Below are 13,382 nucleotides of genomic sequence, written 5' to 3' on the forward strand. Positions count from 1 at the left end.
GCCGGGATTGTGGCCCGTCATTCCGCGCGACCCGACCGTCTCGCGACGGCGACACCATACTGACTCAAGCAATATAATATACTCCCGAGGAGTATCAAGGCATGCAGGCCAATGGCTGATCGCGACATCTCCCCGACGCACGCCAGAGATACATCGCCCGCGCAGAATTCGGGCGGCCGTCAACCGGGCGCCAAGCAGGGTTGAAACTCCCCCCCTGTATAGTATGGAGAGGTAATTGTTCAGGAAAGCGCGATGCCACATTCACCGGAAGAGAAGAAGCGGGCGGTCACACGTCTGCGCCGCATCAGGGGGCAGGCGGAAGCGCTGGAACGGGCAATCGAAGCCGGAACCGACTGCGGCCCGCTGCTCCAGCAAATCATGGCGATGCGGGGCGCTCTCAACGGATTGATGGCGGAGGTGATGGAGAGTCATCTTCGAGAGACGTTCGGTCCCGGGCACGCTCCGGCAGACCAGAAGCAGGATAGCGACCCCGATGGCGCCATCGACGGCGTGATGAAGATCTTGCGCACGTATCTGAGGTAGTCTCTCCGCGAGATTCCCGTCTCGGTGTTCGCGCGCGCACCTGGGTCCGCGTCATCATATGGTGGGAGTGGAGCCGCCGCACGAAGCCCCCGCTGCCTTTTGCTCGAATGTGAGGGTGATTACGTGGCGATTACGCGGGCGCTCCCGGCACTCTTCGATGCCACGTTATCAATGCTAAGTTATTGAAAAGGTGGTGGACGCACTAGGGCTCGAACCTAGGACCCGCTGATTAAGAGTTTCACTAAGTCTCTGATTGTACTGTATTATTATGTCCAATCTTGTAGCGTAACGCATTGGGAGTGCGAATCTTTGGTGTAGTGACGCGTTCGGATCGATTTCACCCTGTTTCATTCAATTGCACGCGTCTGATGCCCTAAAAATGCCCCGTTTGGATAGCTGCAAAGGAGGCTTGGGAGCGCCATATCGATGGGTTACCACAAATGCACATTTGTGGTAATGTGGGGATCAAGCCATATGCGAGGTTCCCATGAGTCGCCTGACCATAGATATTACCGACCAGCAGCACCAAAGCCTAAAAGCCTTGGCGGCGTTGCAGGACAAGACGATCAAGCAATATGCCATTGAGCGGCTGTTTTCTGCCGATGTGGGCGAAGATACCGCATGGCAAGAATTGAAAACTCTGCTGGGAAAGCGGATTGCCGAGGGCTTGGCAGGCGGCGTGTCCACCAAGAGCATTGATGCCATCGTTGACGAAGAGCTGGGAAGGGATAGCCGCGCTTGACCGCCAGCTATGTCCTGACGTTGGCGGCGGAAGCCGACCTGCGCGACGTTATCCGCTATACACGCAAGCAATAGGGCGATGCGCAGACCCGTAGCTATGTGGTCAAGCTGCGAGCTGGCATGGAAAGCGTTGCGACGGGAGAGGGCTTTTTCAAGGACATGTCTGCGCTCCATCCGGGCTTGCGAATGGTCCGTTGCGAGCATCACTATGTCTTCTGCCTTCCGCGTGACGACGCGCCCGCCCTCGTGGTGGCGATTTTTCACGAGCGCATGGACCCGATGGTGCGACTGGCTGACCGGCTGGAATAGATGCCTTGCGCTCAATCCCCCATAGTGGGCAAGCGGCGCCTGCGGTTTGAAGCCGCTCCATCGGGAAGGCGAGACATCTTTTGCGTCTTCGGTTAGGAAGTTGGGATCGGGGGACGAATGGACTCGCTCAATTTCGGTTTTCTGTCCACGCATGATGGACGACTGGTAACGCTGGGAGGACTCGCGGAACGCTATTTCCGCGACGATCCTTCCACGGCCATCGTCAAGCTGCGCCAGTTCGCCGAGTTGATGGCCAAATTGACCGCGGTCATCCACGACCGGTGAAGCGCGGGGTGGAAAAACTCACGCTCGAAGCGGCCCGGGCAAAAGCGCGGCAGTGGAAGGCGGCGATCGCGAATGGCATTGATCCGACGAAACCGGATCCTGCGGGCGACAGCCAGGAAGGGGCGGATGATGAGAGCGGGGCCGAGCTTTTCGAGTCGGTCTATGGGGAGTTCATGAAACGGCATGTCCTGAAGGAAGGACAAAAAGACTTTCGAGGACGCCCGGTGCCGCCGCTGCGTTCGGCCCGGGAAATCCAGCGCCTGTTCGAACGCTATATTCTCGATGACGCCGACGGCCACCCCCGATGGCGCGGCCGGGATATCAGAAGCATCCGGAGAGCCGATGTCACGGCGCTTATGGACGATGTCCAGGACAAGAGCGGGACGGGGCAAGCGGACGCTGTGCTCGCCCAGATCTCATCGCTCTGCAATTGGTATGCGGCGCGGGCTGACGGCTATGTCTCGCCGATCATCAAAGGCATGAAGCGCGCCGACGGCAGTGCCCGCGCCCGCAAGCGCATTCTGGACGACCGCGAGATCTGGCTGCTGTGGAAAGCCACAAGCGGAGCCGATCCCTTCAACGGGCTTGTCCGGATGGCCTTGCTGACCGGGCAACGCCGGGCGAAGCTCGCGGACATGCGGCATGCGGACCTTTCCCCGGACGGCGTCTGGACGATACCGGCAGAGGACAGGGAAAAGGGTAATGCCAGCTTTCTGAAGCTGCCGCCGCTGGCGATGGACATCATTCGGGCCCAGCCGCGTCACGCGTCCAGTCCCTTCGTCTTTCCGGGCCGTTTCGACGACCGACCTCAAAATGGGTTCAGCAAGGCGAAAGCGCAACTCGACGCCGCGATTGCGAAGAAAGGCGGGGACGCGATCCCGCGCTGGGTTATCCACGACCTCAGAAGAACGGCGAAATCGCTGATGGCAAGGGCAGGCGTGGATTCGCATATTTCCGAGCGGGTGCTCGGGCATGCGATCCCCGGCGTCGAAGGGACCTATGATCGCCATCATTATCTTGAGGAGAAGGCCGCCGCCCTGCGGAGCCTAGCCAGGCTCATAAATGGCATCGTCACGAAACCGACGCCCCCTGAGAAAATCCCGCCAGCGCCCCGCCGCCGGCTTTCGACGAAGAAGGGAGATTCCTGAAATTTGTCCATATAAGGACAATTATATTGTATTTCTTGTGATATGGGGCCATATATGGCCAATGTTCGAGACACCCATCGAAATGGCCCAGGCAATCGGCCACCGCATTCGTGCACGCCGCCTCGCGTTTGGCTGGGGGCAGGTTGAGGCCGCGGATCGCGCCGGGGTATCTTATCGCACATGGCGGCGCCTGGAAACCGAAGGGAAAGCGTCGATCGACGATCTAGTGCGCGCCGCGATCGCGCTTCGCTGCGAGCAGGATTTGAAGGCGTTGTTTCCGGAACCCCCGGCGGTCAGCATGGACGAGCTGCTCGAGCGCCAGAAGAAAGCTGGGAACGGCGCGGAACGTCGCATTCGGGCGCCGCGGCGGTCCGTATGAAGCTTGCTGCGGGCACGCCGCTGCAGATCGGGCTGTGGCAGGATGAAGGAAGCCCGGCCGAACCGGTAGGCCGATTGGCAATGGGGCGGGGGCGTGCCGTGCTCGAATGGTCATCGGAAATGGTGGCGGGCAAGCGCCCGATCGCCCCCGCGCTCTACCCGGCCGAACCCGGTCTCCACGAAGCCCGCAGCCGAGACTTCGAAGGTCTGCATGGGTTTCTTGCCGACAGTCTGCCCGAGGGGTGGGGCGCGCTGCTGATGAAACGGCGCCTCGCGAAACTCGAGGTCCGGTGGGAGGGTCTGGACGGTGTCGACCGTCTGGCGCTGGTCGGTCGGCAGGGGCGCGGCGCCTTGATCTACGAGCCTGCCACCACACCAGCCGAGGAAGTGGCGACGCTCGACCTCGATGCGCTGGCGGCGGAGGCGCGTTCGATCCTGCTGGGAGACGAGGCGCGGCTGGCTGACACGCTGGCGACGCTCGCGGGTGCTTCGGGTGGCGCCCGCCCTAAGATCCATGTCGGTTTTTCGCCAGATGGAGACATTCACGTCGCCGAAGGCGAGGTTGCCGCCGGGTTCGAGAGCTGGATCGTCAAGTTCCGGGCGCTGACGGACCCCATCGATATTGGCGCTGTCGAGGAAGCCTATGCGCGTATGGCGCGGGCTGCCGGTATCGTCATGGCGCCGTCGCGCCTGTTGCCGGCGAAGGATGGCCCAGGCTATTTTGCGACCAGGCGTTTCGACCGGCCTCAGCCGGGACGGCGCGTGCATATGGTCTCGCTGGCCGGGGCGATCGAAGCGCCGCCCCATGCGCCGAGCATAGACTATGATGGCTTTCTTCGCGCCGTGCAGGGCATAACCCGGCATGCGGACGACCTGGACCAGGCTTTCAGGCGCATGCTGTTCAATATTCTGGCGTACAACAGGGACGATCATACCAGGCAGCATGCGTTTCTGCTCGGCACCCGGGATCAATGGCGTCTCGCCCCTGCCTATGACCTCACCTTCTCCCATGGTCCGGGCGGTGAACATTATCTCGCGGTCGAAGGGGAAGGGCGGACGCCAACCCGCGCACATGTCGAGCGGCTCGCGAAACGTCACGGACTATCGGACAGTTCGGTGTCGGACATGATTGACGCAGTCCGAGCGAGTCTTGCCCAATGGCCGGTCCATGCGGAAGAATTGGGGGTCACTGCTTCGCGTGAGGAGGTCGCCGAACGGCTCGCGCATATGAACAGAATATTCTTCTGAGCCCGCTTGGCGGCGGCCGGCTCGGTCGAATGCGCGAGCGATGCTGTCGCGACCAAAGGTTGGTCATGGACGCTGACCAAGTGAAGCTCTTAATGAGCAAAACGCCGCCGGTTTGAGGAACGCGCCATGGGAATGTACGATCGAGTCTATTGCGAAGTTCCGTTGCCGGATGGCTTCATGGGAGAAATGCAGACCAAGGATTTCGACTGTGCGTTGGATAATCGCTATCGCTACGACCCGGAGAAGCGGAAGACGCTCGATACGTGGGCGGCCCATCTGCAAAATCTGATCGAGGGGCGCGAACCTACGACCAATGTGGTGCCGTTTGCCCGATACGCATGAGGCTAATGGCGAAATGGGTTGCCGCTGTTGACCGACCTTCTTGAAATTATAGCTCTAAGGACTATAGTATGAAGCGTTTCGCTGCTTGGGTGCTGCCATGAGCGTGTTCATGACCAAAGGGTTCGCCCGGTTTGCGCGCAAGGCAGGGGTGGCAGGCGAGAGCCTGTACCGAGCTGCGGTAGAGGTTGCGGCCCGGGAATATGACGCGGACCTGGGCGGAGGTGTGTTCAAGCAGCGCGTCGCCCGACCGGGTGGCGGCAGATCGGGAGGCTTTCGGACGATCATTCTGTTCAAGGCTGGCGGGCACAGCTTCTTCGCCCACGGCTTTGCCAAGAATGAGAAGGCCAATGTGAACGCGAAGGAGCTAAGGGCGCTGAAACAACTGGCGACCATATATTTGGGTCTTTCCGACGACCAGATTGAGGCCGCTGCGACGGCCGGAGAATTGATCGAGGTATCGAGTGATGACGAAGACGAAGGGCAAGCGGGCTGAAAGCCTGATACTGGCATCGGTCCACGAGGCGGCGGCAGGACTCCATCGAGTAGGCTTGGTGGACAAATCGACCATGCGCGAGTTCGATGCGTTGTGCCTTACGCCGGTGGAGCCTTTGGCACCGGAGGAAATCCGGGCGTTGCGCGAACGCGAAAAGGTGTCGCAGCCGGTTTTCGCTCACTATCTCAATGTCAGGAAAGATGCAGTCAGCAAATGGGAACGTGGCGAAAAGCGCCCCGATGGTCCTTCGCTCAAGCTGCTCAATCTGGTGAAAGCGAAGGGGCTGCAGGCGATCGCGTAAGCGCGGTGCGTTAGGAAATCCGCCGTGATGAACATGGTGCGCTGCCTTTGTGCGAGGCGCCAGCTACAAGCCGTTGCTTCTATTCGTTCCGGCGAACAATTCCGCATAGCGAGTGGCGGCAACCCATTGGGCGCGTTTCAAATGGCTGGACCAGCAACGCCGCGCGCGTTCGGTATCGGCCGCAGGATCGCGGTTCAGGACGATCCGGGCCACTTCCCGCCAGTGCGCACCATCGGCTTCTGCATCGAGGAGCCGTAGATAAAGGCACAGCCTTTCCTCATCGTAGGGCGTCAGCTTGTCTTCGGAAGGAGCATCATCGGCAACTGCGGGATCAGGCTCGACCATCTTCGATCCTCCGGGATAGGCACGTTGAACGGTTCAATCCCGTTATGGGATAATCCGAATTTGGGATCAAAGAAAATACCGGCCTTTCATTTTGCCGGATTCCATGACCAGTTCCCTTCGCTCCCCTCAACATCATAAACTTCGGGAAATCCTGATTGAAAGCCGCAAGTTTGCCGGGTTGACGCAGGCCGTTCTTGCAGCCCACCTGGACCGGCCGCAATCCTTTGTCGCCAAATATGAACTTGGCGAACGGCGGGTTGATGTTGTGGAGTTTGTCGCGGTGGCGAAGGCTTTGGGCCGCGATCCGACGGAATTGCTGGCGGTTTATCTGGACGCTTGTGGGGCCGACGGTATCTAGTGCAATGACGCAGACGGGAGATTCACAAATCGTCTAGGACATGCGACTCTCCCGTCATGGCCCAGACCGTCAACATCCTCTTGAACGCCGCCGACCGTGCTCGGCTTGAACAAATCGTCGGCGACCGCAACTGCCCGCTCAAGCATGTGCTGCGCGCCAGGATCGTGCTGCTCTCCAGCGACCGCTTGCCGGTGCTCGAAGTGGCCCGCCGCGCCGGCGTCAGCCGACCTGCGGTCTGGCGCTGGCAACAGCGCTTCGCTGAGGAAGGCGTCGATGGTCTTCTCCGCGACAAGACGCGCAAGCCCGGTACGGCGCCGATCGCCGCGCCCGTCGTCGCACGGATCGTTGCGTTGACCTGCTCCGAACCGCCCGGTGCCGTGACCCATTGGACCGGCCGCGCAATGGCCAAAGCCTTCGGCGTCTCGCTCCGAACCGTCCAGCGCATCTGGCAGGTCCATCACCTCCAACCCCACCGTCTGCGAACCTTCAAGAGATCGAGCGACCCCGCCTTCGCCGCCAAGGTCGAAGACATCGTCGGTCTCTACATGGCCCCGCCGGCTCACGCCGTCGTCATCTCGATCGACGAGAAGAGCCAGATCCAGGCCCTCGACCGAACCCAACCCGGTCTGCCGTTGAAGCCGGGCAAATGCGGAACAATGACGCACGACTACAAACGCAATGGCACGACCACCCTGTTCGCCGCGCTCGACGTCCTCCACGGCACAGTCGTCGGTCGCTGCATGCCCAAGCACAGGCACCAGGAGTTCATCAAGTTCCTCAACGCCGTCGAGCGCGCCGTTCCTGCCGGCAAGGTGATCCACGCCGTCCTCGACAACTACGCCACCCACAAGCATCCGAAGGTCCTGGAGTGGCTCGCCGATCATCCACGCTGGGTGTTCCATTTCACCCCGACCTCGGGCTCATGGCTCAACGCCGTCGAGAACTTCTTCTCGGCGCTCACCCGAAGGGTCATCCGGCGCGGCGTCTTCACCTCCGTCGTCGACCTCCAGGACACCATTAGCGCTTACATCCGAAAGCAGAACGCCGACCCTAAGCCCTTCGTCTGGACCAAGCCGGCCGAGACCATTCTCGCCAAACTCAGGCGGCTGCCTGTACCAACCGACTGAGTCAGTGCACTAGGTTTCGTGGACAAAGCTTGACTGGGGACTCGGTCGCTGATTCAAGGCTGGCTTTTGGAGGCAGCCTTGGGCGAGCGGATCGGCGTTACGGACGAAGAATGGGAAGTGATCGGGCCGCTGCTGCCGCCTGAGCACGGTCGTGGATGCCGCCCGGCGCAGGATAATCGCCCTTATTTCGAGGGCATGATGTGGATTGCGCGGACCGGCGCGCAATGGCGGCACCTGCCGGACGAGTATGGCAAGTGGAACAGCGTGTTCCGGCGCTATCGACGATGGGTCACGACCGGCGTGTTCGATGCCATGCTCGAGACGCTGGCCGAACTGGCGGGGCGCGACGCGGCCGCCGACATGATCGACAGCACGGTGGTCCGGGCACATCATTGTGCCGTCGGCATAAAAAGGGGACTCAGCAAACCGAGGCGCTTGGCCGATCGCGAGGCGGCTTCACGACGAAGCTCCACGCAAGGTGCGATGCCAGGGGCCTCCCCCTCGGCTTCGTGCTGACACCCGGACAGGCGCACGATGTGCAGGGCTTCGCCCCACTGTTCCGTATGATAACCGACCGGATCAAGGCCTTCCTGGCCGACCGGGGCTACGATGCCGATGCGATCCGCGAAGAGATCGAGGCGGCGGGTGTCGAGGCGGTGATCCCTGCCAAGGTCAACCGGCGCAATCCCGCCCCGCACGACCGCGCGAAATACAAATGGCGCAACCTGATCGAACGCCTGTTCAACAAACTCAAGAACTGGCGGCGCATCGCGACCCGCTACGATAAAACCAAAGAATCATACCTCGGCTTCGTAGCGCTCGTGTCAGTCAAACTCTGGATACCCTTTGTCCACGAAACCTAGGTCTGGGCGGTGATGTTGCTGGCGCTTGTTGTGCGATCATCTCTACCGCCGACTTGTTGAGCGAGAGCGTTGGCAGTGTCCTTGACGTGCATATGGCTGCGTCAAGCCGGTTCCGGGGCGTTCGGCATCTAACAGCCTATGATGAACAAGTCGGTCCGGGCTTTGGTGCGGCGGAAGCAGGCATTATGCGCCGCCCGGAGTTTGCGCGTGGCATAAGAGAGCTTCGCGAGCGAGGGCTCATTTTCGAGGCCTGGACCTTTCAGTCCCAATATCGAGAAGTTGTGGAACTGGCGAGATCTGAGCCGGCGATGACGATCGTTCTTGATCACTTCGGTGGCCCGGCAGGTGTTGGAGGATATGCGACCGACAAACGTCGATCCATGGCCGAGTGGAAGACTGGTCTTCGAGAGGTGGCTCGATGCGAAAACGTCTATCTCAAGCTCGGCGGCTTAAACCAGGGCTTTACTGGACTGGTAGATGTTGACCAGTCTCGTCCTCTCACTTCTCTCGAAATGGCGAAGCAACAAGAAGAGTATTTTAGAGAGGCGATCAATATATTTGGCACAAAGCGTTGTATCATGGAAAGTAATTTTCCAGCCGATATGATCTTTACGTCTTATACGATAATATGGAACGCCTTCAAAATCATGACATCTGATCTCTCCGATGAGGAAAGATTGGACCTGTTCATGCATAACGCGATGAGAGTGTATAATATCGACGCTCCAATCGGCAATTAAGATATCGGAAGAGGAGATTTAAATGCTTGTGAACCATCCCCAACGGCAGTTCGAGCGCCAACCAGCGCCCGAGAAGCTGTGCAATATTCCTCGTCTGGTCGAAGTGATGGAGGAGCGGGGAGTCGACGGCATTGTCGCGTTGTTCGGTACAAATCAATACTATATGAGCAGCTTTAGCAAGCACTCCTCCCTGCCAGAGACGACAGGTTCTTTGCCTGTTATCTTCTCACGCCATGATCCTGAGCATCCAATCTTGGTCATGTCTGAAAGCGAACTGATGCGCTTGCAGGTCCAGCCAACGTGGATCAAAGACATCAGGCCCTTTGCTTCGTCGAACCTACCGTTCCACCGGGAGGCGAACTTCGAGGAGCTTGCTCGGTTTGCGGGTCAGGAGGTGCTTGAGAATTCGACTTGGGGACGCCAAGGCGCAGCCACTTACTATTCGAATATGGGCCAGGCGATCGTGGCGGGCTTGCGCGACCTTGGGCTGACGCGCGGTCGCGTTGCGTTTGATAACTATGAAATGGGCGTGCTTTTTGCATCAGCTATTCCTGAACTGGAAGCCGTTCCTGGAGAAAACCTGTTCCGGCATGTACGTGCAAGAAAGACGGATGTCGAAATCGAGCTCTTGCGGAAGGCGTCGTGGATCAATCAGACGTCGCTGGAGGGTGCTGTCCGGAACTGGCAGAAGGGAATGAGCTGGCACGATCTCATCTTTGAATACCAGATCAATGCTCTCACGCATGGCGGGTCTCCAAATCTTCCTGATACAAACGCACCGGATAACGGATTGAGTCCATATTTCCATGCTGACCTTGAGGTCGTGGATTTTGAGCTTCGCGAGGGTATGAACATCATGTTCGATCTTCATGGCCGGTATAACGGCTATTGCTGGGATGGTGGAAAGAGCTGGACGGTGGGAGGCAACCCGAACCCCGTCACAGAGAAGAACTGGGAAGCTACTGTTGCTGCAACACGCGAAATGGCCAATGCTTCGCGGACAGGTACGAAGATCAGCGAGCTCTCGCGCATCGGATTTGAAACGTTTGCAAAGTTTGGCCATGACGAGAAGGGACTAATTATCTTCTTCCACAGCCTTGGTCTCGATCATATTGATCAGGATCTATCGCACGGCATGAAGGATTGGGCGCTTCAACGTGATATGGTATACTCGATCCACATCGCCTTCCCCGGCGATGAAAACCAGCGCCTGTTTATCGAAGATATCCTTCACGTGAAAGATGACTGCTCGGATCGCATTTTTACTTGGGATGATCAATTGCTCTCCTGATGTCTGGATGCCGGCGTCTCGGAGATTGTATCTGAGGTGCCGAACCCATCGCGTGCCGAAAATGCTTGATATTTTGCTCAATTAAATAGGCTTAATTGGTGGAGTTCATCTCTACTGTGATGGGTCAAATATAAAATGTCTTATTATATCATTTGAATTGATGTTTGCTTTCTTGGGGTGTGCCCGAATGCTTGTCATTAATGATTGGCGCAGGGGTATAATATTAGAATCTCTACAGGGAGAGGGCTATGTTTAAGTTCCACGGAATAAACCAAACCGCGTCTTGTCGTGCGAGGATGCGCAAGCGTGTACTCATCTGCACAGCGGCCGTCGTTGGTATTGCTTCAACATCCGCTCGAGCGCAGGAGGACCCAGCGAAGGCGGCTCCTGTTCGTGACACTGGCGAAATCGTGGTTACGGCGCGGCGCGTTAGTGAGAGTTTGTCGAAAGTTCCGGTCGCGGTCAGCGCGCTTAGCTCAGAGCAGCTTGCGGCGCGCGTGGTACTGTCCGACTCTGATCTCCAGAAAAACTTTTCAGGTCTTATCGTTCGCACAGCCCAGACCAACAATGCCGTGAACTTTGCGATACGGGGACAAAGTATCGATATCTATACCGGCTCACAACCTGGAGTTCTGCCATATTTCAATGATGTGCAGATTTCCTCCTTTAATAGCTCGGGCTATTATGATCTTGGCAATATACAGGTTCTCAAGGGCCCGCAGGGAACTTTGTTTGGCCGAAATGCAACCGGGGGCGCCGTTTTGTTCAATTCGGCTAAGCCGACAGATAAATTCGAGGGCTTCCTAACGGGGCGCCTTGGCAATTACAGCCGCCGTCAGATCCAGGGTGCTATCAACGTTCCTATTGTCGATGACAAGGTCCTACTGCGTGTCGCGGGTGACCTCGAGCGGCGCGACGGGTATCAGTATAATGTGTATAAGCATGTGAATGAGGGGGCGGTAGACCGAGAATCCGGCCGTGTATCGCTTACGCTGCGTCCGACTGAACGCCTGACGAACGAGACGGTTTTTCAATATTCACGGGCGCGCGGTACAAACGTGCAGATTGAGGCATTCTCGGCCTATGCGTGTGGTACGCCTGGTGTCAGCAGCACTGTCGCATGCCTTTATTCCCCATCGTTTCTAAACCAATTTCCTGGCGGGTATGCTGCATATCAGGCGTTGCATCCCGGCTCCGAAGCGATGCCCAATGGCTATATTGACCAGATTGCCTTTCAAAAGGTGCTGGGTCCTTGGAAGGTGAACACTTACGCGCCATCCGTTCACCGTGGGAAGGATATCGTTCTAACGAACAGCACGGCATTCGAACTGACGGACGACGTGACGATTAAGAACATTTTTGGCTTTGCTAGGACGAAAACCTTTGATTTATACGATGGCGTGAATGGTGGTCCCTTTACGTTGCAATCCCTTGACAGTTCGATGGCTAGCACGGCTCAGCCGGCATATACCGGCGAGTATAAAGGTCTTTCTACCAAAGTTCGCAGTATTTCTGAGGAGCTTCAGGTCATTGGATCCATCGGTTCCTTGAGCTATATTGTTGGGGGATATTATTCTAAAGAGAGAAAGTCTTCTTCTTCACCTATTGCCTATCTGGAAATCGCACCCTTTGGTCAGTATCTGGGCTATCCTGCAGGATATCAGCAGAGCGTCCAAATGAACGATTTCGGAACTGCCGATATCAGCAAGGCGCTTTACGGTCAGCTTACCCAAGATTTTTCGTCAATCGGCTTGGAAGGCCTGAAGCTAACCGGTGGCTTTCGTTACACTTGGGAGAAGTTCTCTCTGACTCAGGGGGAGCTAGCAACATCGCGACTGTATACCAATGCTGCGGTCAATCCATCAGTTATTTTCGAAACGACTTCGTTTAGCAAGCCGAGTTGGAACGTAACAGTTGATTATCAGGTGACGCACTCGCTGCTCGTATATTTTGCCCAGCGTGGCAGTTGGCGGGCCGGTGGCGTCAATGGTCAAGGACCTGCTCGGTACTTCTATGCCAGTGAAGGAGGCAATCGATTCAAACCTGAAACGACATATGATTTCGAACTTGGCATGAAGTTCAAGGGCGATGTAGGCATGATTCCCGTTAGGGCAAATCTTGCACTCTACAATCAGATTGTCAAGGATGTGCAACGGGTTATCTATGCCACAGCGCCTGCAGCGTTTGCTGTTGGTGGTGTTTCGAGCCTTTTGGCTCTGACTGTGAACATACCTAAGGCGCGGGTACGCGGCTTTGAGTTTGATCTGGCGTTGAATCCGACCAACTGGCTTGAGATTGGTGGCACCCTTGTTCACACCGATGCGGAGTTTTTGAATGGGAAGACGACGCTTTTTGGTCAGGAGGCGATATACGGAACCTATGCTGACACGCCGCGCTGGAGCGGATCTGTTTACGGCGCGGTTACCGTTGGCCTTCCGAACGATCTAGGCGCGCTGTCCCTGCGGGGTGATCTCTATGCCCAAACCGGCCAGTGGTTCTCCAGCCAAGGTACTACCGTGGCGCCGGATACATATTTGCCGTCCTACAAGTTGGTGAACGCCCGTTTGGAATGGAAGGATATTGTTGGATCTCCAATGTCCTGGGCTCTCTTCGTCAAGAACCTTACCAATCAGGGCTATTACACTGGCGGTAATGCACTAGTGCCTTTTGGAACCAACGGTGCTGTTCCTGGTGAACCTCGGATGTATGGATTTGAGGCGACTGTGCGCTTCTGAGATTGTCTCTACCTCTGAAAGGAATGCTTAGGTATCACCCAGGGTTAGGCGTGGCCCTGCCCTGGATGATATGCTTGGCCCGGGCGATGAGAGATGGCCCCAGTTCGCTGGCTTAGTGCGAATTGGTGGCAGCCG

At 57.6% G+C, this 13,382-nt stretch carries 16 protein-coding genes and 1 pseudogene; 16 read left to right on the top strand and 1 reads right to left on the bottom strand.

The window, feature by feature from the left end; genetic code table 11:
- Positions 1-252: 252 nt before the first annotated feature.
- The 10 genes from SCLO_RS00365 to SCLO_RS00405 all read left to right on the top strand — a co-directional run bounded on the left by SCLO_RS00365 (position 253) and on the right by SCLO_RS00405 (position 5,788).
- Positions 253-543 (top strand): metal/formaldehyde-sensitive transcriptional repressor, encoded by a 291-nt coding sequence (locus SCLO_RS00365; RefSeq protein ID WP_066521692.1) that lies wholly within the window; start codon positions 253-255, stop codon positions 541-543.
- A 487-nt stretch (positions 544-1,030) separates the two neighbouring features.
- On the top strand, positions 1,031-1,285 hold the full coding sequence (locus SCLO_RS00370; protein ID WP_066521693.1) for an antitoxin: 255 nt from the start codon (positions 1,031-1,033) through the stop codon (positions 1,283-1,285).
- 119 nt (positions 1,286-1,404) lie between these two features.
- Positions 1,405-1,593 carry a type II toxin-antitoxin system RelE/ParE family toxin gene (locus SCLO_RS23695; protein WP_231923287.1) on the top strand — a complete coding sequence of 63 codons (189 nt, stop codon included), beginning with the start codon at positions 1,405-1,407 and terminating at the stop codon, positions 1,591-1,593.
- Between the two features lie 117 nt (positions 1,594-1,710).
- Positions 1,711-1,878, top strand: coding sequence for a hypothetical protein (locus tag SCLO_RS23200; protein ID WP_157080344.1), 168 nt, complete (start codon positions 1,711-1,713; stop codon positions 1,876-1,878).
- Positions 1,875-3,026 (top strand): tyrosine-type recombinase/integrase, encoded by a 1,152-nt coding sequence (locus SCLO_RS00380; RefSeq protein WP_066521694.1) that lies wholly within the window; start codon positions 1,875-1,877, stop codon positions 3,024-3,026. The genes SCLO_RS23200 and SCLO_RS00380 overlap by 4 nt, the downstream gene beginning before the upstream one ends.
- A gap of 61 nt (positions 3,027-3,087) precedes the next feature.
- A complete protein-coding gene (locus SCLO_RS00385; RefSeq protein WP_066521696.1) occupies positions 3,088-3,405 on the top strand; it encodes a helix-turn-helix domain-containing protein in 318 nt (105 codons plus the stop codon).
- Positions 3,402-4,652 carry a type II toxin-antitoxin system HipA family toxin gene (locus SCLO_RS00390; RefSeq protein ID WP_066521699.1) on the top strand — a complete coding sequence of 417 codons (1,251 nt, stop codon included), beginning with the start codon at positions 3,402-3,404 and terminating at the stop codon, positions 4,650-4,652. Before SCLO_RS00385 ends, SCLO_RS00390 begins: the two co-directional genes overlap by 4 nt.
- Positions 4,653-4,778: 126 nt before the next feature.
- Positions 4,779-4,994: a hypothetical protein gene (locus SCLO_RS00395; protein WP_123905418.1), complete on the top strand. Its 216-nt coding sequence runs from the start codon at positions 4,779-4,781 to the stop codon at positions 4,992-4,994.
- A gap of 97 nt (positions 4,995-5,091) precedes the next feature.
- A complete protein-coding gene (locus SCLO_RS00400; protein WP_066521701.1) occupies positions 5,092-5,487 on the top strand; it encodes a type II toxin-antitoxin system RelE/ParE family toxin in 396 nt (131 codons plus the stop codon).
- Positions 5,459-5,788: a helix-turn-helix domain-containing protein gene (locus SCLO_RS00405; protein WP_066521707.1), complete on the top strand. Its 330-nt coding sequence runs from the start codon at positions 5,459-5,461 to the stop codon at positions 5,786-5,788. Before SCLO_RS00400 ends, SCLO_RS00405 begins: the two co-directional genes overlap by 29 nt.
- 63 nt (positions 5,789-5,851) lie before the next feature.
- Here SCLO_RS00405 and SCLO_RS00410 read toward each other — a convergent pair whose 3' ends face one another.
- Complete coding sequence (locus tag SCLO_RS00410; protein WP_066521708.1) at positions 5,852-6,133, bottom strand: DNA -binding domain-containing protein; 282 nt, start codon at positions 6,131-6,133, stop codon at positions 5,852-5,854.
- A 103-nt stretch (positions 6,134-6,236) separates the two neighbouring features.
- Between SCLO_RS00410 and SCLO_RS00415 the strand changes: the two genes are divergently transcribed.
- From SCLO_RS00415 to SCLO_RS00440, 6 genes and pseudogenes are all read left to right on the top strand, one after another.
- On the top strand, positions 6,237-6,491 hold the full coding sequence (locus SCLO_RS00415) for a helix-turn-helix domain-containing protein (protein ID WP_066521710.1): 255 nt from the start codon (positions 6,237-6,239) through the stop codon (positions 6,489-6,491).
- Between the two features lie 56 nt (positions 6,492-6,547).
- Positions 6,548-7,618 (top strand): IS630 family transposase, encoded by a 1,071-nt coding sequence (locus SCLO_RS00420; RefSeq protein WP_066522499.1) that lies wholly within the window; start codon positions 6,548-6,550, stop codon positions 7,616-7,618.
- 117 nt (positions 7,619-7,735) lie between these two features.
- Positions 7,736-8,481 (top strand): annotated as a pseudogene (locus tag SCLO_RS00425) (IS5 family transposase).
- Between the two features lie 92 nt (positions 8,482-8,573).
- Positions 8,574-9,221, top strand: coding sequence for an amidohydrolase family protein (locus SCLO_RS00430; protein ID WP_145980659.1), 648 nt, complete (start codon positions 8,574-8,576; stop codon positions 9,219-9,221).
- 22 nt (positions 9,222-9,243) lie between these two features.
- Complete coding sequence (locus tag SCLO_RS00435) at positions 9,244-10,512, top strand: M24 family metallopeptidase (protein WP_066521539.1); 1,269 nt, start codon at positions 9,244-9,246, stop codon at positions 10,510-10,512.
- Between the two features lie 296 nt (positions 10,513-10,808).
- Positions 10,809-13,247: a TonB-dependent receptor gene (locus tag SCLO_RS00440; protein ID WP_231923288.1), complete on the top strand. Its 2,439-nt coding sequence runs from the start codon at positions 10,809-10,811 to the stop codon at positions 13,245-13,247.
- The last annotated feature ends 135 nt before the right edge of the window (positions 13,248-13,382 follow it).

Source organism: Sphingobium cloacae (genome assembly GCF_002355855.1).
Classification (GTDB): domain Bacteria; phylum Pseudomonadota; class Alphaproteobacteria; order Sphingomonadales; family Sphingomonadaceae; genus Sphingobium; species Sphingobium cloacae.